The sequence below is a fragment of the Streptomyces sp. NPDC005374 genome (assembly GCF_042872225.1).
In the GTDB taxonomy this organism is placed as follows: Bacteria; Actinomycetota; Actinomycetes; order Streptomycetales; family Streptomycetaceae; genus Streptomyces.
The window spans coordinates 44383-65941 of record NZ_JBIAKA010000027.1 but is presented as its reverse complement, the minus strand read 5'-3'; the positions used below and the strand labels follow the sequence as shown (position 1 = coordinate 65941).

Annotated in this window: 25 protein-coding genes; 5 read left to right on the top strand and 20 right to left on the bottom strand. The window is 72.0% G+C overall.

The features are described from left to right. Positions 1-11 precede the first annotated feature (11 nt). The 6 genes from trpC to hisI form a co-directional block, all read right to left on the bottom strand. Entirely contained in the window at positions 12-821 is an 810-nt protein-coding gene (trpC, locus tag ACFYRX_RS43730) for an indole-3-glycerol phosphate synthase TrpC (protein WP_389112611.1), read from the bottom strand. Positions 822-959: 138 nt separating this feature from the next. Next, a complete protein-coding gene (locus tag ACFYRX_RS43725; protein ID WP_389112609.1) occupies positions 960-1400 on the bottom strand; it encodes a DUF2752 domain-containing protein in 441 nt (146 codons plus the stop codon). A gap of 86 nt (positions 1401-1486) precedes the next feature. Continuing rightward, complete coding sequence (locus tag ACFYRX_RS43720; protein ID WP_389112607.1) at positions 1487-1735, bottom strand: HGxxPAAW family protein; 249 nt, start codon at positions 1733-1735, stop codon at positions 1487-1489. A 106-nt stretch (positions 1736-1841) separates the two neighbouring features. Beyond that, the gene (locus ACFYRX_RS43715) at positions 1842-2483 is read right to left on the bottom strand and encodes a TIGR02234 family membrane protein (RefSeq protein WP_389112605.1); all 642 of its coding nucleotides are present in this window, start codon (positions 2481-2483) and stop codon (positions 1842-1844) included. 71 nt (positions 2484-2554) lie between these two features. Further along, on the bottom strand, positions 2555-4033 hold the full coding sequence (locus tag ACFYRX_RS43710; RefSeq protein WP_389112603.1) for an anthranilate synthase component I: 1479 nt from the start codon (positions 4031-4033) through the stop codon (positions 2555-2557). An 11-nt stretch (positions 4034-4044) separates the two neighbouring features. Further along, positions 4045-4437, bottom strand: a complete 393-nt coding sequence (gene hisI, locus ACFYRX_RS43705; protein WP_389112601.1) for a phosphoribosyl-AMP cyclohydrolase — start codon at positions 4435-4437, stop codon at positions 4045-4047. Between the two features lie 82 nt (positions 4438-4519). Between hisI and ACFYRX_RS43700 the strand changes: the two genes are divergently transcribed. Beyond that, on the top strand, positions 4520-5155 hold the full coding sequence (locus ACFYRX_RS43700) for a TIGR03085 family metal-binding protein (protein WP_389112599.1): 636 nt from the start codon (positions 4520-4522) through the stop codon (positions 5153-5155). Positions 5156-5552: 397 nt separating this feature from the next. On the opposite strand, the gene ACFYRX_RS43695 is transcribed toward ACFYRX_RS43700, so the two are convergent. From ACFYRX_RS43695 to hisD, 10 genes are all read right to left on the bottom strand, one after another. Further along, complete coding sequence (locus ACFYRX_RS43695; protein WP_389112598.1) at positions 5553-6803, bottom strand: MFS transporter; 1251 nt, start codon at positions 6801-6803, stop codon at positions 5553-5555. Positions 6804-6825: 22 nt separating this feature from the next. Beyond that, entirely contained in the window at positions 6826-7413 is a 588-nt protein-coding gene (locus ACFYRX_RS43690) for an ArsR/SmtB family transcription factor (RefSeq protein ID WP_389112596.1), read from the bottom strand. 138 nt (positions 7414-7551) lie between these two features. After that, positions 7552-8307, bottom strand: coding sequence for an imidazole glycerol phosphate synthase subunit HisF (gene hisF / locus ACFYRX_RS43685; protein ID WP_389112595.1), 756 nt, complete (start codon positions 8305-8307; stop codon positions 7552-7554). Beyond that, positions 8304-8702 (bottom strand): RidA family protein, encoded by a 399-nt coding sequence (locus ACFYRX_RS43680; RefSeq protein ID WP_389112593.1) that lies wholly within the window; start codon positions 8700-8702, stop codon positions 8304-8306. The genes hisF and ACFYRX_RS43680 overlap by 4 nt, the downstream gene beginning before the upstream one ends. Then, on the bottom strand, positions 8699-9427 hold the full coding sequence (priA, locus tag ACFYRX_RS43675) for a bifunctional 1-(5-phosphoribosyl)-5-((5-phosphoribosylamino)methylideneamino)imidazole-4-carboxamide isomerase/phosphoribosylanthranilate isomerase PriA (protein ID WP_389112592.1): 729 nt from the start codon (positions 9425-9427) through the stop codon (positions 8699-8701). The genes ACFYRX_RS43680 and priA overlap by 4 nt, the downstream gene beginning before the upstream one ends. Continuing rightward, positions 9427-10080 carry an imidazole glycerol phosphate synthase subunit HisH gene (gene hisH, locus ACFYRX_RS43670; RefSeq protein WP_389112591.1) on the bottom strand — a complete coding sequence of 218 codons (654 nt, stop codon included), beginning with the start codon at positions 10078-10080 and terminating at the stop codon, positions 9427-9429. The genes priA and hisH overlap by 1 nt, the downstream gene beginning before the upstream one ends. After that, positions 10077-10241, bottom strand: a complete 165-nt coding sequence (locus ACFYRX_RS43665) for a hypothetical protein (RefSeq protein WP_389112589.1) — start codon at positions 10239-10241, stop codon at positions 10077-10079. The genes hisH and ACFYRX_RS43665 overlap by 4 nt, the downstream gene beginning before the upstream one ends. Positions 10242-10244: 3 nt before the next feature. Continuing rightward, positions 10245-10838, bottom strand: coding sequence for an imidazoleglycerol-phosphate dehydratase HisB (hisB, locus tag ACFYRX_RS43660; protein ID WP_046261880.1), 594 nt, complete (start codon positions 10836-10838; stop codon positions 10245-10247). Beyond that, the gene (locus tag ACFYRX_RS43655; RefSeq protein WP_389112588.1) at positions 10835-11953 is read right to left on the bottom strand and encodes a histidinol-phosphate transaminase; all 1119 of its coding nucleotides are present in this window, start codon (positions 11951-11953) and stop codon (positions 10835-10837) included. The genes hisB and ACFYRX_RS43655 overlap by 4 nt, the downstream gene beginning before the upstream one ends. Beyond that, the gene (hisD, locus tag ACFYRX_RS43650) at positions 11950-13275 is read right to left on the bottom strand and encodes a histidinol dehydrogenase (RefSeq protein WP_389112586.1); all 1326 of its coding nucleotides are present in this window, start codon (positions 13273-13275) and stop codon (positions 11950-11952) included. The genes ACFYRX_RS43655 and hisD overlap by 4 nt, the downstream gene beginning before the upstream one ends. Before the next feature lie 158 nt (positions 13276-13433). Here hisD and ACFYRX_RS43645 point away from each other — a divergent pair, with 158 nt between their 5' ends. The 4 genes from ACFYRX_RS43645 (at position 13434) to ybaK (ending at position 17458) form a co-directional block, all read left to right on the top strand. Further along, positions 13434-15011, top strand: coding sequence for an oxidoreductase (locus ACFYRX_RS43645; protein ID WP_389112584.1), 1578 nt, complete (start codon positions 13434-13436; stop codon positions 15009-15011). Positions 15012-15174: 163 nt separating this feature from the next. Continuing rightward, positions 15175-16185 carry a hypothetical protein gene (locus ACFYRX_RS43640; protein WP_389112583.1) on the top strand — a complete coding sequence of 337 codons (1011 nt, stop codon included), beginning with the start codon at positions 15175-15177 and terminating at the stop codon, positions 16183-16185. 11 nt (positions 16186-16196) lie between these two features. After that, positions 16197-16937 (top strand): LON peptidase substrate-binding domain-containing protein, encoded by a 741-nt coding sequence (locus tag ACFYRX_RS43635; RefSeq protein ID WP_389112582.1) that lies wholly within the window; start codon positions 16197-16199, stop codon positions 16935-16937. A gap of 14 nt (positions 16938-16951) precedes the next feature. Further along, on the top strand, positions 16952-17458 hold the full coding sequence (gene ybaK / locus ACFYRX_RS43630) for a Cys-tRNA(Pro) deacylase (protein ID WP_389112581.1): 507 nt from the start codon (positions 16952-16954) through the stop codon (positions 17456-17458). Positions 17459-17557: 99 nt separating this feature from the next. Here the strand turns inward: ybaK and ACFYRX_RS43625 are convergent, their stop codons facing one another. From ACFYRX_RS43625 to ACFYRX_RS43610, 4 genes are all read right to left on the bottom strand, one after another. Continuing rightward, entirely contained in the window at positions 17558-18241 is a 684-nt protein-coding gene (locus tag ACFYRX_RS43625; protein WP_389112579.1) for an AAA family ATPase, read from the bottom strand. Between the two features lie 34 nt (positions 18242-18275). Then, positions 18276-19100: an ABC transporter permease gene (locus ACFYRX_RS43620; protein WP_389112577.1), complete on the bottom strand. Its 825-nt coding sequence runs from the start codon at positions 19098-19100 to the stop codon at positions 18276-18278. Positions 19101-19182: 82 nt separating this feature from the next. Further along, on the bottom strand, positions 19183-20157 hold the full coding sequence (locus tag ACFYRX_RS43615) for an ABC transporter ATP-binding protein (RefSeq protein WP_389112685.1): 975 nt from the start codon (positions 20155-20157) through the stop codon (positions 19183-19185). 120 nt (positions 20158-20277) lie between these two features. Continuing rightward, positions 20278-21483: an NYN domain-containing protein gene (locus ACFYRX_RS43610; protein ID WP_389112576.1), complete on the bottom strand. Its 1206-nt coding sequence runs from the start codon at positions 21481-21483 to the stop codon at positions 20278-20280. Between the last annotated feature and the right edge of the window lie 76 nt (positions 21484-21559).

The window sequence follows — 21559 nt, the reverse complement described above, 5'->3', positions numbered from 1 at the left end:
CTACCGAAAGATCAGCCGCGCCCGTGCCGAAGAGCCGGGTGCTCTCCCGCCGCCACCAGGTCGGAGACCGCCGCCTTCGGGTCCTTGCCCGTCACCAGGGACTCGCCCACCAGGACCGCGTCGGCGCCGGCGTTGGCGTAGGCGATCAGGTCGTGCGGGCCGCGGACACCCGACTCGGCGATCTTGACCAGGCCGGCCGGGATCTCGGGGGCGATCCGCTCGAAGGTGCCGCGGTCGACCTCGAGGGTCTTGAGGTTACGCGCGTTGACGCCGATGATCTTCGCTCCGGCGTCCACCGCGCGCTCGACCTCGTCCTCGTCGTGCACCTCGACGAGCGGAGTGAGCCCGATGGACTCGGCGCGCTCGATGAGGGACTCCAGGGCGGGCTGCTCCAGGGCCGCGACGATGAGCAGCGCGAGGTCGGCGCCGTAGGCCCGGGCCTCCCACAGCTGGTACGAGGTGACGATGAAGTCCTTGCGCAGGACCGGGATGTCCACGCGGGCGCGGACGGCCTCCAGGTCGGCCAGCGAGCCGCCGAAGCGGCGCTGTTCGGTGAGGACGGAGATGACGGCGGCGCCGCCCGCCTCGTAGTCCGCGGCCAGGGCCGCCGGGTCGGCGATCGCGGCCAGCGCGCCCTTGGAGGGGCTGGAGCGTTTGACCTCGCAGATGACCTTGACGCCGTCGCCGCGCAGTGCGGCCACGCCGTCCTTGGCAGCGGGAGCCTTCGCCGCGCGCTCCTTGAGCTCGTCGAGGCTGACGCGCGCCTGCCGTTCCGCGAGGTCGGCACGGACGCCGTCGATGATCTCGTCGAGCACACTCACGCGAGCGGCCCCCTTCCAGACTATTGACAGTTCCAGCGACCGATGAAAACAAGTGGTCACTGCGATGGTATCCGCAGGAGGGCGCAGGCCTCACATCCGGTTGACGCCGGTCCCACTACCTGGACGTTCACCCGTTGATCAAGGATGTAGCCAGCCACCGAACGGCAGGTTCCGGACAACTGTGAAGACCAGCGCCAATGTCCCCAGCGTCCACAGGTGCACCGGCCCCAGAGCGAGCCGCAGCGGCCTGCCGCGGGCCGCACGGACCACCCAGACGGTCCACAGCACGGCGAAGCCCAGATAGCCCACTACGGCCATCGCATTGTCCTGGAGGGCGGCCAGGAAGTCCCCGTGCACGAAGGCGTGTGCGCTGCGCAGTCCGCCGCAGCCGGGACAGTAGAGGCCGGTGAGGCGGTAGAGCGGGCAGACGGGGTAGTGGCCGGGCTGGTTGGGGTCGACCGCCCCCACGTACGCGAAGGCCCCGGCGACGGCCGCGAGGATCCCGCCCGGGACGGCCAGGCGCCCCGAACGGCCGGTCTGAGGTACTACTCGCTGGCTGTCGGCGTCCACGTCCGGCATTCTCCCCCGTGCTTGCCCGAACGCGTGAGGGGCGGCTCCGGCGATTTCGCCGGAGCCGCCCCTCACACGTGACACTCGTCCGCGTGTCAGCTCTTGGCGCTCGCCTGCTCGGGCTGCGAGACGGCGAGCGGCTTGTGGGCGTCCTTGGGCATGCCCATCCCCATCGCGCTCATGATCCAGCCGACGACACCACCGATGACCACGATCGCCATACCGGCCCAGAAGCCCGCCGGCTGGGCCATCACCATGAAGGCGCCCGCGACGCAGAACCCGATGAAGGCGATAGTGACACCGGTCCAGGCGGCCGGGGTGTGACCGTGGCTGCTGCCCGCCATTGCTTGCTCCTAGGTGCTGAAGTACGTGTCTGAGCCAGATGCTCGAAGTCATTGTCCCGCACGCGAGGGGACAAAGTGATCCGGGGTCACGCTTCGCGGACGGCCGCTACGCCCCCGTCGGGTCCTCGCCCCTGTCGAGCGCCTTCCAGATGTCCTCGGGCCGGTCCGGATCCACGACGGCGGGCCTACGACGCGCCCGGGGCGCCCCGTCCCGCTCGTACCGGCCGGACATCGCGGGCCACAGCCGCCCGTAGCGCAGGGCGAGCAGACCGGCCAGCAGGATCAGCGCGCCTCCCACCACGGCGGCGTACGGCCAGGCGGTGTGGCTGAGCGAGGCGACCGTGGCGGAGGTGTCGCCGGACGCCTGGGCCGCCTTCTCGTCCAGGGCCGAGGAATCACTCGCCCCGATCAGCGCGGCGGCCACGGTCCCCGCTCCGGAGAGCGCGAGCAAGGCGGCGACGAGCAGCCGGCCGGCCTTGCGTACGGCGAAGACGGCGACGAGCGCGGCGAGGCCCACTATGGCCAGTGCGGCCGGGACGCCGGTCACGTCGCTGCCCCGGGCGGTCAGGGGGAAGGAGCCGCCGGCCACGGTCGCGGTGCCCTCGGACCACTGCTGGCGGGTGGCCAGCAGCGCCACGGCGGCGCCGAGCGCGCCGGCCAACAGGGCTACGGCAAGACTGAGGCGGCCGGCCCTGGCGGGTCCTGCGGCTTCGGAACGGGGGTGCGGTACAGCAGTCACGTACCCCACTATCACCCGAACCCCGGGCGAACGGGCACCCGGGGCCCCGTGAGAAGCGCCCCATTCCCCGGCGAAGACCCCTACTTGCCGAGCCGGTTCGCCGTGTGCACCGCCCGCAGCACCGCCGCCGCCTTGTTGCGGCACTCCGTGTCCTCGGCGACCGGGTCGGAGTCGGCGACGATGCCGGCGCCGGCCTGGACATAGGCCGTGCCGTCACGCAGGAGGGCGGTGCGGATGGCGATCGCCGTGTCGGAGTCGCCCGCGAAGTCGAGGTAGCCGACGCAGCCGCCGTACAACCCGCGCCGGGACGGCTCCAGTTCGTCGATGATCTGCATCGCGCGGGGCTTCGGCGCCCCGGACAGTGTGCCGGCCGGGAAACAGGCCGTCAGTACGTCGAAGGCGGTACGGCCCTGCGCGACCTTGCCGGTGACGGTCGAGACGATGTGCATCACATGGGAGTACCGCTCGACGGACATGAAGTCGACGACCTCGACGGAGCCGGGCTCGCAGACCCGGCCCAGGTCGTTGCGGCCGAGGTCGACCAGCATCAGGTGCTCGGCGCGCTCCTTGGGGTCGGCCAGCAGCTCGTCGGCGAGGGCCTGGTCCTCCTGCGGGGTCGCCCCGCGCCACCGGGTGCCGGCGATGGGGTGGACCATGGCGTGTCCGTCCTCGACCTTGACCAGGGCCTCGGGGGACGAGCCCACGACGTCGAAGCCGTCGAAGCGGAACAGGTACATGTACGGCGACGGGTTCGTCGCCCTCAGGACCCGGTACACGTCCAACGCGCTTGCCGTGCACGGCGTTTCGAAGCGCTGGGAGGGGACGACCTGGAAGGCCTCGCCGGCCCGGATGCGCTCCTTGATGTCCTCGACGGCCGCCCGGAAGTCGGGGCCGCCCCAGAGCGCGGTGTACTCCGGGAGTTCGGAGGGCGGCAGGACGGCGGGGGGCTGGGCGACCGCCCTGGACAGGTCGGCCTCCATCGCGTCCAGGCGGGCCACCGCGTCCGCGTAGGCCTCGTCGACGCCGGTGTCGAGGTCGTTGTGGTTGATCGCGTTGGCGATCAGCAGGACCGAGCCCTCCCAGTGGTCCATGACGGCGAGGTCGCTGGTCAGGAGCATGGTCAGCTCGGGGAGCTGCAGGTCGTCGCGCTCGCCGGGGCCGATCTTCTCCAGGCGGCGGACGATGTCGTAGCCGAGATAGCCGACCATGCCGCCGGTGAAGGGCGGCAGGCCCTCCTGGTGCGGGGTGTGCAGGGTCTCGATGGTGGCCCGCAGGGCGGCGAGCGGGTCACCGTCGGCCGGGACGCCGACGGGCGGGGTGCCGAGCCAGTGGGCCTGTCCGTCGCGGGACGTCAGGGTCGCCGCCGATCGCACGCCGACGAAGGAGTAACGGGACCACGAGCGGCCGTTCTCCGCGGACTCCAGCAGGAAGGTGCCGGGGCGCTCGGCGGCGAGCTTGCGGTAGAGGGCGACGGGGGTGTCGCCGTCGGCCAGGAGCTTGCGCGTGACCGGGATGACGCGCCGGTCGGTGGCGAGCTTGCGGAAGGTGTCGAGGTCCATGGCGGCTGACCTTACTGATCCGAGGCCGGTACGCCGGAACCGGCGTCCTTGAGCAGCACGTCGGCGTCGAAGCAGGTGCGCGCGCCTGTGTGGCAGGCGGCGCCGACCTGGTCGACCTTGACCAGAACGGTGTCGGCGTCGCAGTCGAGGGCGACGGACCTGACCCACTGGAAGTGGCCGGAGGTGTCGCCCTTGACCCAGTACTCACGGCGGCTGCGCGACCAGTAGGTGCAGCGGCCGGTGGTCAGCGTGCGGTGCAGGGCCTCGTCGTCCATCCAGCCGAGCATGAGCACCTCACCGGTGTCGTACTGCTGGGCGATCGCGGGGACGAGCCCGTCGGCGCTGCGCTTGAGACGCGCGGCGATCTCCGGGTCGAGGCTGCTGGGCTGGGGCGTGCTGGTCATGTGGCCATTGTGCCGCGCCCCACTGACAGCCTTGGCGTGGTGTCCACTGTGCGGACCCTTCTGACAGTCGTAGGCTGACTGCATGTCGACTTTCGCCAAGCGTGAACGACTTCTGCTCGCCGATCTGTTGGAGGCGGAGGGCCCGGAGGCCCCCACTCTCTGCGAGGGCTGGCTCACCCGCGACCTCGCGGCGCACGTGGTGGTGCGCGAGCGCCGTCCCGACGCCGCCGGCGGTCTGCTGATCAAGCAGCTCGCGTCCCGGCTGGACCGGGTGATGGCCGAGTTCTCCGAGAAGCCGTACGAGGAACTGATCCAGCTGATCCGCACCGGTCCGCCGCGCTTCTCGCCGTTCCAGCTCAAGCAGGTCGAGGAGCTGTCGAACACGGTCGAGTTCTACGTCCACACGGAGGACGTCCGCCGGGCCCGTCCCGACTGGACGCCGCGCGAGCTCGACCCGGTCTTCCAGGACACCCTGTGGTCCCGTCTGGAGCGCAGCGCCCGGCTGATGGGCCGCGGCACCCCCACCGGCCTGGTGCTGCGCCGCCCGGACGGCCAGACGGCGGTCGCCCACCGCGGCGCACCGGTCGTGACGGTGACCGGCGAGCCGTCGGAGCTGCTGCTGTTCCTGTACGGCAGGCAGGACGCGGCCGACGTGGCGCTGGACGGCGACAAGGACGCGATCGCGAAGCTGCACGAGGCGAAGGAGCTCGGGATCTGAGGGCGGCCGAGGACGGTCGCCCGGGCGAACCGGGCCGGGCGCGGAGACCGCATGCCGCTTGGCAGCTCGGCCCGGCGCACATCCCGCACACCACCTGAGCTGCTCGGCCCGGCGCGGAAACCGCGCGTCACCTCGGGCGGCCCGACCGAGCGCAAATCCGCACACCACCCGGACAGCTCACCCCGACCCGGGCCCCGTGCACCACTCCGACGCGGAGACCACAGGGCAACTCAGGCAGCCCACCCCGGGCGGAAACCGCTGGCCGCCTCACCCCGGCGCGCACACCGCACACCACCCCGGGCAGCCCACCCCGACGCCGAAACCCCGGCACACCACCCGGGCAGCCCACCCCGGGCGGAAACCGCTGGAGAGTCCGGCCCGGCGCACATCCCGCAGGTCACGCGGGCAGTTCGGCGCGGCGGAGATCCCGTACGCACAGCGCGACCACCCCGCCGAGCCCGCAGACCGCCGCGCTGGCGACGAAGACCGGGCCGGTGCCCCAGGCGCCGATGGCCGCGGCCGACAGGGGCATGCTCAGGGGGGCGAAGCCGAGGCTGACCAGGCCGGACACCGCCGTGACGCGGCCCAGGTAGGCGGGTTCGGCGTGGGTCTGCAGCAGGGCGCCGCACATGGCGCCGCTGAGCCCGGCGAGCAGTCCGATCAGCAGGGCGACCCCGACGGCCGCGAGGACGGCCGGAACGTAGGCGAGGGAGCCGATCGCGACCGATCCGGCGAAGATGGCCCAGGCCGCCACGTGGCCGGCGTGCGGCAGGCGCCCCCGCACGGTCAGCAGCAGGGCGGCCGCACCCGCGCCGACGCCGAAGCCGGACAGCACCCAGCCCATGCCCGAGGCACCCCAGCCGCGCTCGTCGGCGAGCAGGACGAGGCCGACGTTGAGCGGTCCGACGAAGCCGAGGTCGCCGAGGGCGATGGCGACCATCAGGGGGGCCAGCACGCGGTGGCCGCGGATGTAGCGCAGGCCGCCCACCAGGTCACGCCAGGCGGTACCCCCCTGGGCGGCCGCCCTGTCGTCGGCCGGCAGCTCCCGCATGCGGACGGAGACGAGCAGCGGTATGGACACGGCTATCAGCAGCCCCGCGAGCCCGAACGCCGCCGCCGCTCCGCCGACCGCGACCCCGAGCCCGCCGAGCGGGCCGCCGACCACGCTCGCGAACCGGATTCCCAGACCCCTCATGCCCTGCACGCGCGCGAGCTGCCCACGACTCGTCACGCGCGCGGGGAGGGCCCCCACGGCCGGCATGAACACGGCGTCGACGGTGCCGAAGACCAGGGCGAGCGCGGCCAGCGGCCAAAGCCCCAGGCTGGTGAGGAACAGCAGCCCCGCCACCGCGAGGACGGCCGCGCAGCGCACCGCGTCACTGGCGATGACCACCTTGCGCGGCCCGAACCGGTCGGCGATCACCCCGCCGCCCAGCATGAGCAGCGCCCGCGGCACGGCGCTCACCGCCATGACCACGCCGGCCTGCGAGGGTGAGCCGGCCTGGACCGCCGCCCAGGACAGGGCGATGTAGTAGACGTTGTCGCCGATCATCGAGGCGGTGTAGGCGGTGAGCCAGCGCAGGACGTTGCCGTCACGGTGGGCGGGGAGTCCGGGGGCGGCGGGCGGCGCTGTGAGCGGGGTGGTCATGCGAAGGGGGCCTCTCGGGGCGTCAGGCGCGGAACGGGAATCCGTACACGAACAGCGCGACGTCCTCGCGTCCCTCGGTGTCGCCGGCGGCCTCGGCCGAGCGGCCCTTGTCGTTGTACTTGCCGACCAGGGCTTCCAACTCCGAGCGAAGCTCGTGCAGTTCGCTCGTGGTCAGGCGCAGCCACGACTCGTTGTCCGGGGTCGCGGCATTCCACTCGGGACCCCAGGCGGCCCGTTCGTCGAGGTAGTGCCGGTAGAGGTCGGCGCGCTGCTCGTGGAAGAGCCGGGTGGCCGCCATGTGCGCGGCCGCCTTGCCGGGCTCGCCGCGGAAGTCCTCGTCCCGGATGCTCACCCCGTCCGACGCGGGCCGCCACCAACGCTCCCGGCCGTCCCCGCTCTGCGGCTCGGCCTCCTCGACGAGTTCGTGCTCGGCGAGTTTGCGCAGGTGGTAGCTGACCAGCGAGACAGCCTCGTCGACGCTCTCCGCGAGCTGTGAGGCGGTGGCGACGCCCTTGATGAACAACAGCCGGTACAGGTTCGCCCGCAACGGGTGGGCCAGCGCCTTGAGCGTCCCCACGTCCTTGATCCGGCGGTTCTCCTTGCTTGCCATGACCTCGACCGTAGATACGAAAGAGAAGTTGCGCAATATATTTTGCGCAACTTCTCTTTCGTATCTGGCCATTCGTATCCGCTCACAGGTAAGCCCCGGCCACCTGGTGGCCGGGGCTTACCTCAACGCCTCAGAGCGTCACCGCACGGGATGTCCCGCCTCCCGCAGGGCGCCCTTCACCTCGCCGATCCGCAGATCCCCGAAGTGGAAGACGGAGGCCGCGAGCACCGCGTCCGCGCCCGCCCCGATGGCCGGCGGGAAGTGGTCGAGCTTCCCCGCGCCGCCGGAGGCGATCAGCGGCACGGTCACGTGCTTGCGGACGGCCTCGATCATCTCCAGGTCGTAGCCGTCCTTGGTGCCGTCCGCGTCCATCGAGTTGAGCAGGATCTCACCGGCGCCCAGTTCGGCGGCCCGGTGGGCCCACTCGACGGCATCGATACCGGTGCCCTTGCGGCCGCCGTGGGTGGTGACCTCGAAGGAACCCGACTCGGTGCGCCGCGCGTCCACCGACAGCACCAGCACCTGCCGGCCGAACCGCTCGGCGATCTCGCGGATCAGGTCGGGACGGGTGATCGCCGCCGTGTTGACGCCGACCTTGTCGGCGCCCGCCCGCAGCAGCTTGTCCACGTCCTCGGCCGTGCGGACTCCGCCGCCGACCGTCAGCGGGATGAAGACCTGCTCGGCGGTGCGGCGCACGACGTCGTACGTCGTCTCGCGGTTGCCCGACGAGGCGGTGATGTCCAGGAACGTCAGCTCGTCGGCGCCCTCGGTGTCGTACACCTTGGCCATCTCGACGGGGTCGCCCGCGTCCCGCAGGTTCTGGAAGTTGACGCCCTTGACGACCCGGCCGTTGTCCACGTCCAGGCAGGGGATGACGCGTACCGCGAGGGTCATCCGGCGCTCACCCCCCGGTACGCCTCGACCTCGACCTCGACGACCAGACCGGGGTCCACGAAGCCGGAGACGATGATCAGGGATGCGGCGGGCCGGACGGCGTCGAACAGCTCCTTGTGTGCGCGGCCCACATCCTCCACGTCACGGGCGTGGGTGATGTACAAGCGGGTCCGCACCACATCGTTCCGGCCCAGACCCAGCTTCTCCAGCGCCGCGAACGCGACGTTGAAGGCGTTGACCGTCTGCTCGTAGGGACCGCCCCCGGCGATCTGGCCGTCCACGACCGATGTGCAGCCGGAGACCAGGACCAGGCCGTTCGGCAGTTCCACCGCGCGGGAGTACCCGAAGGTCTCCTCCCAGGGCGCACCGGTCGTGACGCGTCGCAGCTCGCTCACTTGGCCACCGCCTCCAAGGCCTCTTCCAGGGTGAACGCCTTCGCGTACAGGGCCTTCCCGACGATGGAGCCCTCGACACCGAGGGGCACCAGCTCGGCGATGGCCCGCAGGTCGTCCAGCGAGGACACCCCGCCCGAGGCCACGACGGGGCGGTCGGTCGCGGCGCAGACGTTGCGCAGCAGCTCCAGGTTCGGGCCCTGGAGGGTGCCGTCCTTGGCGATGTCGGTGACGACGTACCGCGCGCAGCCCTCCTTGTCGAGCCGCTCCAGCGCCTCGTAGAGGTCGCCGCCCTCACTGGTCCAGCCGCGGCCCTTGAGGGTCGTACCGCGGACGTCCAGGCCCACCGCGATCCTGTCGCCGTGCTCGGCGATGACCTTGGCGACCCATTCCGGGCTCTCCAGGGCGGCGGTGCCGAGGTTGACCCGGGTGCAGCCGGTGGCGAGGGCCGCGGCCAGGGAGGCGTCGTCGCGGATGCCGCCGGAGAGCTCGACCTTGATGTCCATCGCCTCGGTGACCTGGCGGACCAGGTCTCGGTTGTCGCCGGTGCCGAACGCCGCGTCGAGGTCGACCAGGTGCAGCCACTCGGCGCCCGCCCGCTGCCAGGACAGCGCGGCCTCCAGAGGGGAGCCGTAGGAGGTCTCCGTGCCGGACTCGCCGTGCACGAGCCGGACCGCCTGGCCGTCGCGGACGTCCACGGCGGGGAGGAGTTCGAGCTTGGAGGGCATCAGAGGGTTCCGATCCAGTTGTTCAGCAGCTGCGCTCCGGCGTCGCCGGACTTCTCGGGGTGGAACTGCGTGGCCCACAGGGCGCCGTTCTCCACGGCGGCCACGAAGGGCTTGCCGTGCGTCGACCAGGTGACCTTGGGCGCGGTCATCGCCTTGTTGAGCGTCTCCAGCGACCAGTCGTGAACGGCGTAGGAGTGCACGAAGTAGAAGCGGGCGTCCGCGTCCAGGCCCGCGAAGAGCTCGGAGCCGGCGGGCGCGTCGACGGTGTTCCAGCCCATGTGGGGCACGATGTCGGCCTTCAGCGGCTCGACCGAGCCGGGCCACTCGTCGAGGCCCTCGGCCTCCACGCCGTGCTCGATGCCGCGCGCGAACAGGATCTGCATGCCGACGCAGATGCCCATCACCGGGCGCCCGCCGGACAGCCTGCGGTCGATGATCCAGTCGCCGCGGGCCTCGCGCAGACCCTGAATGCAGGCGGCGAAGGCGCCGACACCCGGCACCAGCAGCCCGTCCGCGTTCATGGCCCTGTCGTAGTCACGCGTGATCTCGACGTCGGCTCCCGTGCGCGCGAGGGCCCGCTCGGCGGACCTCACGTTGCCGAAGCCGTAGTCGAAGACGACGACCTTCTTCGTGCTCTTCGACGGAGCGCTCAATTCCACACCTCCAGCCTCAGGACGCCGGAGACCAGACACATCGCGGCGCCGATGGAGAGCAGCACGATGAGGCTCTTCGGCATCTGCTGCTTGACGAAGGAGTAGATGCCGCCGGCCAGGAAGAGGCCGACGACGATCAGGAGGGTCGAGAGTCCGGTCATGGCTTACAGCGCGCCCTTCGTGGAGGGGAGGATGCCGGCCGCGCGCGGGTCACGCTCGGAGGCGTAGCGCAGGGCCCGGGCCAGCGCCTTGAACTGGCACTCCACGATGTGGTGCGCGTTGCGTCCGTAGGGCACGTGCACGTGCAGGGCGATCTGCGCCTGGGCGACGAAGGACTCCAGGATGTGCCGGGTCATCGTGGTGTCGTACTCGCCGATCATCGGCGCCATCTTCTCGGGCTCGGTGTGCACGAGGTAGGGGCGGCCGGACAGGTCGACGGTCACCTGGGCGAGGGACTCGTCCAGCGGGACCGTGCAGTTGCCGAAGCGGTAGATGCCCACCTTGTCGCCGAGCGCCTGCTTGAAGGCGGCTCCGAGCGCGAGGGCGCTGTCCTCGATGGTGTGGTGCGAGTCGATGTGCAGGTCGCCCTCGGTCTTCACGGTGAGGTCGAACAGACCGTGCCGGCCGAGCTGGTCGAGCATGTGGTCGTAGAAGCCGACTCCTGTCGACACGTCGACCTTCCCGGACCCGTCGAGGTCGATCTCGACGAGGACCGAGGTCTCCTTGGTGACTCGTTCCACGCGTCCCACGCGGCTCATGTGCTCTGCTCCTTCTTGAGTTCACGTACCGCGTCGAGGAACGCGTCGTTCTCTTCGGGGGTTCCGGCGCTGACCCGCAGCCATCCCGGAATGCCGTTGTCCCGGACCAGGACACCCCGGTCGAGGATCTTCTGCCAGGCGGCGTGCGAGCCCCCCGGGCCGTCGAACCGCCCGAACTGCACGAAGTTCGCGTCCGAATCCACGACCTCGAAGCCGATCGCGCGCAGCTCGCTCACCAGCCGGTCCCGCTCGGCCTTGAGCTGCTCGACGTACTTCAGCAGCGTGTCGGTGTGCTCCAGGGCGGCGAGGGCGGTCGCCTGGGTGACGGCCGACAGGTGGTAGGGCAGCCGTACGAGCTGTACGGCGTCCACGACCGCCGGGTGCGCGGCGAGGTAGCCGAGGCGCAGGCCCGCCGCCCCGAACGCCTTCGACATCGTCCGCGACACGACGAGATTCGGCCGTCCTTCGAGCAGCGGCAGCAGCGAGTCGCCGTGGCTGAACTCGATGTACGCCTCGTCGACGACGACCATGGAGGGCTTCGCCGCCTGCGCGGCCTCGTACAGCGCGAGGACCGTCTCGGGGGGGACCGCGTTGCCCGTCGGGTTGTTCGGGGTCGTGATGAACACGACGTCCGGCTTGTGCGAGGCGATCGCCCGCGCGGCCGCCTCCACGTCGATGGTGAAGTCCTCGCGCCGGGGCCCGGAGATCCAGCCGGTTCCGGTCCCGCGCGCGATGAGCGCGTGCATCGAGTACGACGGCTCGAAGCCGATCGCCGTGCGGCCGGGTCCGCCGAAGGTCTGCAGCAGCTGCTGGATGACCTCGTTGGAGCCGTTCGCCGCCCATACGTTGGCCAGGCCCACCTCGTGCCCCGAGGTGTCCGTCAGGTACTTGGCGAGCTGGGTGCGCAGCTCGACCGCGTCCCGGTCCGGGTAGCGGTTGAGGTCACGGGCGGCCTCGCGGACGCGCTCGGCGATGCGCTCGACCAGCGGCTCGGGCAGCTGATAAGGGTTCTCGTTGGTGTTCAGCCGTACGGGGACGTCCAACTGGGGCGCGCCATAGGGGGACTTGCCGCGCAGCTCGTCCCGTACGGGGAGATCGTCGATTCCGAAGTTCACTTGCCCGCCGGTACCTTCCATTCGAACCGCGCCTTGATCGCCGCCCCGTGGGCGGGCAGGTCCTCCGCCTCCGCCAGCGTGACCACGTGGTGCGCCACGTCGGCCAGCGCGTCCTTCGTGTAGTCGACGATGTGGATGCCGCGGAGGAAGGACTGCACGGACAGCCCGGAGGAGTGGCAGGCGCAGCCACCGGTCGGGAGCACGTGGTTGGACCCGGCGGCGTAGTCGCCGAGGGACACCGGGGCCCAGGGGCCGATGAAGATCGCACCGGCGTTGCGGACCCGGTCGGCGACCGCGGCGGCGTCGGCGGTCTGGATCTCCAGGTGCTCGGCGCCGTAAGCGTCGACGACCCTGAGGCCTTCGTCGATGCCGTCGACGAGGACGATCGCGGACTGCCTGCCCTTCAGGGCGGGCACGATCCGGTCCTCGATGTGCTTGGAGGCCGCGACCTGCGGTTCCAGCTCCTTCTCGACCGCGTCCGCGAGTTCGACGGAGTCGGTGACCAGCACGGCGGCGGCCAGCGGGTCGTGTTCGGCCTGGCTGATCAGGTCGGAGGCCACGTGCACCGGATCGGCGGTGGAGTCCGCGAGGACCGCGATCTCGGTCGGGCCGGCCTCGGCGTCGATGCCGATCCTGCCGGTGAAGTAGCGCTTGGCGGCGGCGACCCAGATGTTGCCGGGGCCCGTGACCATGTTGGCGGGCGGGCAGGACTCGGTGCCGTACGCGAACATCGCGACGGCCGTCGCGCCGCCGGCGGCGTACACCTCGTCGACGCCGAGCAGTGCGCACGCGGCGAGGATCGTGGGGTGCGGGAGGCCGTCGAACTCGGCCTGCGCGGGCGAGGCGAGGGCGATCGACTCGACGCCGGCCTCCTGCGCGGGCACCACGTTCATGATCACGGAGGACGGGTAGACGGACCGGCCGCCGGGCGCGTACAGCCCGACGCGGTCGACCGGCACCCACTTCTCGGTCACGCTGCCGCCCGGCACGACCTGGGTCGTGCGGTTCGTGCGGCGCTGTTCGCGGTGGACGATACGGGCGCGGCGGATGGACTCCTCCAGGGCCGCGCGCACGGCGGGGTCGAGCTCTTCGAGCGCCTGGTCCAGAGCGGCCGCCGGCACCCGCACCTGGTCGAGCCGCACCCCGTCGAACTTCTCGGCGAAGTCGATCAGCGCCGCGTCGCCCCGATGATGCACGGCCTCGCAGATCGGACGCACCTTCTCCAGGGCGGCCGAGACGTCGAAGTCGGCTCGGGGCAGCAGGTCGCGCAGGGCGGGGCCCTCGGGGAGGGCGTCGCCGCGCAGATCGATTCGGGAGATCACGGACCCAATTCTCTCAGACCCGCATGAGGGCACGTTCGCGCATTCCAGTGGCTGATACGCAACCCGGAAGATCCCCTTCACGTCTAGCGTTCGAGGGGTTACTCAGCGGGCATGAACGGTTGTACGAATCCCACGAGCCGCAAGGAGCTGGAAGAACCGTGACCGAGGGGGCCGGCATCCGGAACGGTGACCTGCCGGACGATCTGAACGCCGCCGAGGCCGGCATGTGGCAGGCCTTCCGCAACGGCACCGTGTACGACCTGAGCAGCGGTGACACCGTCGTCGACGATCCGCACGGCGGGCACCCGTGGGGGCCCGAGCGGACAGTACGCGCGCGTATCGTCTGCTGGCTGCTCCTGGACGGCCCGCCCGCGCTCGCCGGCCGGGTGTCGTCCCTGAAGCTCACCGGCGTACAGGTCAGCGGCACCCTGGACCTCGCGGGCGGCACGGTGGTGCCGTACGTGGAGATGAAGGGCTGCCGTTTCGAGCGGGAGATCCTGCTGCCGGAGGCCCGCTTCACCACCGCGCGGTTCGTGGACTGCTCGGTGCCGCGCCTGGAGGCCGCCCGGGTGCACACCGAGGGCGATCTGCATCTCCCCCGCTGCCGGTTCCACAACGGCGTACGGCTGACCGACGCGCACATCGGCACGGACCTGCTGATGAACCAGGCGATCGTCTACCGCGACCGCAGCGGCCGTTCGCTCGCCGCGGACGGCATGACCGTCGGCCAGGACCTGCAGGCCGATCTCCTGGAGTCGCACGGCGAGCTGAGCCTGCGCAGCGCCACCATCGGCGTCTCCCTGAGCCTGCGCGGCGCCCGGCTGGCCAACCCGTACACCCGGCTCGCGCTGAACGCCCCGCAGCTGACCGTGGAGCGCACGCTGTATCTGACCCCGGCGGGCGTCGGCGCCTCCGTGCTGAGCGGGGCCACCCCCGCGCGCGGGACGCGGATCCAGCGCTTCGAGTGCCAGGGCGGCATCCGGCTGGACGACGGGCGGTTCGGGGACGCGGTCGACCTGGAGCGGGCCCGGTTCGTCTTCACCGACGACCAGGAGCTGTCGCTGCGCCGCATCCAGGCACCGGAGCTGCGTTTCCTCGGGGAGAAGCCGCAGCGCGGCAAGGTGGTCCTGTCGGGGGCGCGGGTCGGCAACCTCGTGGACCGGGCGACCGCCTGGCCGGGCCCGGGCAGTCTGCACATGGGCGGCTTCGTCTACGAGAACCTCGTGCCGCACGGTCCCTTCCCGCTGGAGCAGCGGCTGGAGTGGGTGGCCGCGGCGACCGCCGAGTACAACCCGGAGCCGTACGAACGCCTCGCCGCCGTGCTGCGGACCGGCGGTGAGGACGAGGACGCGCGCGAGGTGCTGCTCGCCAAGCAGCGGCGGCGCCGCGAGAGCCTGCCGCTGGCCGCCAAGCTGTGGGGATACGTGCAGGACTGGACGGTCGCCTACGGGTACCGGCCCGGCCGGGCCGCCGTATGGATGGCCGTGCTGTGGGCGGCGGGCTCCGTGGCGTTCGCACACGCGAGCCATCCCCCGCTCAAGGGCGGTGACCATCCGGCCTGGAACCCCGCGCTGTTCGCCCTCGACCTGCTGCTTCCGGTGATCGACCTGGGTCAGGTCGGTTTCTGGCAGTTGCGCGGCGGCTGGCAGTGGCTGGCGGCGGCGATGGTCCTCCTCGGCTGGATCCTGGCGACCACGGTGGCGGCGGGGGCGACAAGGCTGCTGCGGCGGGGTTAGCGGGCTGTGTGAAGAAAACGGAAGGGCACTGAGAGGGACTGGTGACACCGCAGTTCAGAGAGTTGTTCAACGGTCACCTTTTTAAGCTCCCTTGACTCTCCGGCGTACAACTTTCCATGAGTTGCACGTGCGCACTGGCGCAGTGTTCACCTGCGGTCTTTCAATGGTCGACACCATGGCTCTGCTGCCCCCCTTCATCCGTGCGTCACGGATGCCCCCCCACCTCACCGGCGGACTGCCCGCCGACGACGAGGTTCTGCTCGACGCGCCGGACGACCGGCTCGGACCCGCGCTGGTCGCGGCCGGCCAGGGCACGTACGCGCGGGCGGCCGAGCTGCTCGCCGCGACCCGCGCGGGTGCCGCCTGGGAGCTGCGCGACCGGTACGTCCGGCGGCTCTCCGCCTTCGCCCGCTCACGCTCCGAGTGGTACGACGCCTGGCACGCCGACGCCCCGTACGACCCGGACCGGCTGCTGCTGGGCGCCCAGCTCGCCGTGGACCGCGCCTGGGACTCACCTGCCAGGGCGGAGCTGCTGCGCGAGGTGAGCCCGCTGATCACGGCCGCCGCGCGCAGCGACGACCGCGACCCGGTGCCGTGGCGCCTCGCGCTGGACCACGCGCGCGGCTCGCAAGCCGGGCCCACCTACTTCGGCGAACTGTGGGAGGCCGCCCTCAGACGCGCCCCGCTCCACTACGGCTGCCATGTCGCCGCCCTGCGCTATCTGGCGACCTCCTGGCGCGGCTCGTACCGCGAGTGCTTCGACTTCGCCGACCTGGCCGCACAGGACGCCCCGCCCGGCTCCCTCATCCAGGCGCTGCCCGCGCGGGCAGCCCTCGCCTGTCTGACGGACGGCGGCGGCACCGCGGTGCCGCGTGAGCGGCTGGACGCGGCGGCGGACCGGGCGATCGACCTGTCAGCGACCTTCGCGGCGGCCGACCCGTGGCCGGCGGAGATCCGCAACAAGCTGGTGTTCGTCCTGGTGCGCCTCGGCCGCTGGACGGACGCCCTGGAAGAGCTGCGCATGATCGGCCCGTACGCGACCTCGTTCCCGTGGAGCCGGGAGTCGGAGGACCCTCTGAGCCGGTTCCTGGAGGTCCGCGAGGAGGTCCGCCGGCATGCCTTGATCCATCCACGGAGTGAGCACGGGGGACGTGTCCGCTCCGGAGGCCATTAGGCTTTGGCGCCGTGACCACCGTGCGGCTCCCGCTCTTCCCCCTGAACTCAGTGCTGTTCCCGGGGCTCGTGCTTCCTCTCAACGTCTTCGAGGAGCGCTATCGCGCCATGATGCGCGAACTGCTGAAGACGCCCGAGGAGGAGCCGCGCCGCTTCGCCGTCGTGGCGATCCGCGACGGCCACGAGGTGGCGCCCAGCTCTCCCGGCCTGCCAGACCAGACCGCCGTGCCCGAACGCGGCCCCACGGCCGGCTTCGGCGACGACCCGGTCAAGGCGTTCCACGCGGTCGGCTGTGTGGCGGACGCCGCGACGGTACGGGAGCGGCCCGACGGCACCTTCGAGGTCCTGGCGACCGGCACCACCCGGGCCCGTCTCCTGTCCGTCGACACCTCCGGCCCGTTCCTGACGGCCGAACTGGAGGAGCTGCCGGAGGACGCGGGCGACGAGTCGGGGGCGCTGGCGGAAGGGGTTCTGCGGGCCTTCCGTCAGTACCAGAAGCGCCTGGCGGGGGCACGGGAACGCTCCCTGTCGAGCGGCACGGATCTCCCCGACGAGCCGTCGGTGGTCTCCTACCTGGTGGCGGCGGCGATGATGCTGGACACACCCACCAAGCAGCGCCTCCTCCAGGCCCCCGACACCGCGTCCCGCCTCCGCGACGAACTGAAACTGCTGCGCGCGGAGACCGCGATCATCCGTAACCTTCCGTCGGTGCCGGCGTCGGAGCTGACGCGCGGCCCGACGAGTCTGAACTGAGGCCGGAACCGTCCATGGCGAAGAAGCCCAAGAAGCAGCAGCAGTCGGGGGGCACGCCGGCGACGGTGGCCCTGACCGCGGCCGAGGTGCCCTACACGGTCCACGCCTACGACCACGACCCCTCCCACCCCTCCTACGGCGAGGAGGCGGCCGAGGCGATGGGCGTCTCCCCCGACCGCGTCTTCAAGACCCTGGTGGCGGACGTGGACGGCACGCTGACGGTGGCGGTCGTCCCGGTGGCGGGCTCACTGGACCTGAAGGCCCTGGCGACGGCGGCGGGCGGCAAGCGGGCCGCCATGGCCGACCCGACCCTCGCCGAACGCACCACGGGCTACGTCCGGGGCGGTATCTCGCCCCTGGGCCAGCGCAAGAAGCTGCCCACGGTCCTGGACGTTTCGGCCTCCGCCCACGACACGATCTGCGTCTCGGCCGGCCGCCGCGGCCTCGAGGTGGAACTCGCCCCGACCGACCTGGCCCACCTCACGAACGCGGTCCTGGCCCCCATCGCCCGCACGCTTTAGCCCGTCCGGCGTTTGAGGACAAGGCCCTTAGGGCCGGAAGGGGGGCTGGGGGCACAGCCCCCAGGAACGGGACGGGAAGGGGCGGCGGGGGCGAAAAACCTACTGCACAGGCGCCCCGTACCCGTCCTGCGGAACCACCGGCCCGTACACCGGCTCAGGATCCCGCGGCCCGAACATCGCCGTGAGCCCCAGATGCACGACCAGCCCGGCCAGCGACCAGGCCAGCCACGCCCCCTTCGCCCCCAGCCTCAGCGGCGCGGAGAAGACGACCCCCTTGCCCACGGACTTCGCATGCGCGAGCACATCGGACGACGGCCCGAGCCACATCCCCGCCCGCCACGCGAGCAACGACCCCAGGAACGCCCCGACGGCCAGCCCCACCACCAGCGGCACCCCGCCCCGCCGCCGCCACAGGAACACGGCGGCCCCGCTCAGCGCGCCGAGAGCGAGCGCCAGCAGGGTGAACGTCCCGTCCACGCCCACCGCCTGCTCCCCCTCGGTGTCCTGCAGATAGACGGCCCAGTTCCCCTGCTCGTCCACGCTCCCGACCAGCGGCACGTGCGGCGCCAGCCACCACCACAGCACCCCGAGCAGCACACCGGCGAGCGCCACGACCACCGTGATCACCGCGGCCTCGATCAGCTCGGTCTTCATCCCGGGCCCGCCCTGCCCGTACGAGGCTTCGGCAGGAGCCGCGTAGCCGACATGAGGGGCCTGCCACGCGTCGTGCGAGGACGCGGACGGTTCGTGCGGCGGCGGAGGAGGCGTCAACGGTGCGGTCACCCTGACATCGTGCCAGGCCCGCCTGTGCGGCGCGTCACCGGACGGCGGCCCGGCGGTAGGCCCAGGTGGCGACGGCCAGCGAGGCCACCCCGACGCACCCGCACACGGCGAGGTCACCGAGCACGAAGGCCCAGTCGGGATGCGGCCCGAAAGTCCGTGCGAAGGCCTCGACGCCGTAGGTCGAGGGCAGCAGGTCCCGCGCGAACCGGACCGCCTCGGGCATCCGGTCGGCGGGCAGCACCCCGAGCAGCAGTGCGGCGGACATGCCCAGCTGCCCGAGCAGCGTGGCGAGTTCCGGCCGCGGCGCCAGCAGTCCGAGCGCCGCGCCGAGCCCCGCCAGGGCGGCACCCGCGAGCGGAATCACGGCCACCAGCACCCACAGGTGCGCCAGCGGCAGCCCGAACAGCACGCATCCGAAGACGGCGGTCACCACGGTCCCGGGCACGGTGAAGGAGGCGTACGCCCCCGCGGCGCCCAGCACCACGGCGGCCGGCGGCACCGGCAGGGTGGCGTAGTGGTCGAGCCCGCCGCTCGCCCGCAGCTGCCCGAAGTACTGCGCGAGGAGGTTGAGCGCGACGAAGGCGACGACGAGCACGGACGCACCGGCGACCACGGACTGCGCCTCGCCCCCGCCGTCCACGACGCCCCGCATCAGGACCATGATCCCGATCGACTGGAAGGTCGCCACGAACAGCAGCGGGATGCGGGCGACCCGCGCGCGGGACAACTGCGCCCGGTACACGGCCGCCATGGACGGCCACAGCCGCGCGCGCGGACCGAGCTCGGCGGCCGTGCCCCGGCCCGTCTCCTCGACGGCCAGGGCGCCGCCCGGCAGAACCTCGGCGGGTACGACACTCACGTGGCTCTGCTCCTCTTCGCTCCGGCGGTCGCCCTGTGACGTACGGATACGACGGTCCGCGTACTCAACGTGTTCAACGCGCTCAAGCCTTCACCAGCCCCTGCCGCGCGGCCCCGCCCAGCGCCAGGTAGACGTCCTCCAGGCTGGGCGTGGCCAGCGTGAAGTCGTCCAGGGCGGCGAAGGCGGCCCCGCCGGTGACGGTGGCGACGACCGCGCGGGCCTCCTCGGGGGCGAGCCGCAGGGTCCAGCGGCGCCCGGAGGCCACGGCCCGGTCCTGGAGGGCGGCGACCTCGGGCACGTGCAGCGGGGCCGCCTCGCGCCACACCAGGTCGACGCGGACCTCGCCGGCGACCTGTTCCTTGAGCCCGGAAGGCGTGTCGCAGGCGATGACCCGCCCCTGGTCGAGGACGGCGACCCGGTCCAGGACCGTCTCCGCCTCGATGACGTTGTGGGTGACGAGCAGCACGGTCGTACCGTGCTCGGCCCGCCGCCGGTCCACGGCGGACCACACCGCGCGCCGCGCCACGGGGTCCATCGCGGTGGTCGGCTCGTCGAGCACGAGCAGCGGCCGCTCCCCCACCAGCGCCGACGCGAAGCACGCGAGCCGCCGCTGGCCGCCGGAGAGTTTCTTGATCGGCCGTCCGGCGATGGGCGTGAGCCCCAGCTCGTCGAGTACGGCGTCCCGCTCGGCCCGCGCCCGCCGGATCTCCAGACCGCGCAGGCGTCCGGTGGTCTCGGCGGCGAGCGAGACGGTCAGTTCGTCGAGCGCGGTGGACTCCTGGCCGAGATAGGCAAGGATCCGCGAGGCCCGGTCAGGATGGCGCACGATGTCGTGTCCGAGGATCTCGACGCTGCCGCTGTCGGGGCGCATCAGCCCGGTGAGCTGCCGTACGAGGGTGGTCTTGCCGGCCCCGTTGGGTCCGAGCAGCCCGAAGATCTCACCGCGCCGGATGTCGAGGCGTACGTCGTCGGTGGCCCGCACCTCGGGTGTGCCCGGGGCGCCGCGCCGTCCGCGCGCCGCCGGATAGGTCTTGGTCAGCCCGCGCACCGCACACACGACATCACCACCGTGCCGAAGTGCCTGTGTCGCGCGCGTACTCACAAGGAACGAGACTACGGGGTCGGCGGCGCTGCGCCGTTCCCGGGGCGTCTCTCATACCGAAATACGCCGCGATACTCACTCACCGGCGGGCGCGTGTTCCGCGGTCGTCCGCGCGTCGATCTCCCGCCAGAACCCGGCCCGGATCGCGTAGCGGTCGTGCTCGTCGATCTGGTCGTCCTTGTGCGCGAGCAGCCCGAACCGCGCCGCGTACCTGAGGAGCTCGCCGTCGATCCGGTGCGGAACGCGCGGGTACATCCCGGACAGATGCTGCAGCTTGCCCTGGTCCCCGAGCCGCTCCATCCACCGCCGCGCGAAGACCTGTCCCACCTCGAACGGGTCCCCGCCGACCGTGGTGATGTCCTCCTCCCGGTCGGCCCACCGCTGCTCGGCCGTGGTCAGCTGCGCGAGCGTCGGCATGGCGGCGACCTCGGGCGGCTCGGCGGCGCCCGGGGGCCGGTCGACCCAGCCCTTGTCGGAGGACCACCGCAGGGTCGCGCTCGTGGGATGCTGCGCGGCCTGGGCGCCGGGCGCCCGCAGCGCGGCGAGGTCCTTGGGCGTCGGCACGCCCTTCGGCGCCGGTACCCGCTCCTGCGTGCCGTTGTCCGAGGGCTCCGCGGAGGTGTGCTCGCTCTCCTCCGCTGTCCGCGCGGGCGCGGATTCGGGCAGCGGCGCCGAGAGGATCGCGGCGATCTCGGGCCGCGGCACGGGCGGCGGCGCGCAGACCCCGCCTAGCTCCTTCGCACGGACCGCCTTGGTGATCCACGTACGGTCCAGCACCCGACGCTCGTCCGCCTCGGCGACGAGGTCCTCGGACTGGTTGTAGTCCCCGTCGGCGGCCTGCACGGCCCACAGGTGTACGGCGACCCCGTGCTCCTTGGCGGCCATCATGCCCGGCAGCAGGTCCCCGTCGCCGGTCACCAGGACGACGTCGGAGCAGGCGCGGTTGCGGGCCAGCTCGGTGAGCTCGGCGTGCATGGCGGCGTCCACGCCCTTCTGGGCCCAGCGTCCGTCGCTGCGGGTCAGTGCGCCCAGCCGGACGGTGACCCGGGGCATCACGCGCAGCCTGCGGTGCTCGGGCTGCGGGACGCGGTCGGGGGCGCCGTCGAACCAGTAGATGCGCAGCAGGGGTCGTTCCGTGTCGGACTCGGCCCGGTCGCGCAGCCCCTGGACGAGGGCGGCGTGGTCGACGGTGATGCGGGAACGGGAGGGCTCCCCGGCAAGGAGACTGGCGGCGGCCCCCAGCAGATACCCGGCGTCCACCAGGACGATGCAGCGGTCCACGCGATCCACCCTCTTTCCGGGAGGTTTGCTTCGGGCTTGCTTCGAGTCTGCCCGACCGCGCGAGGGTTAACGGCCC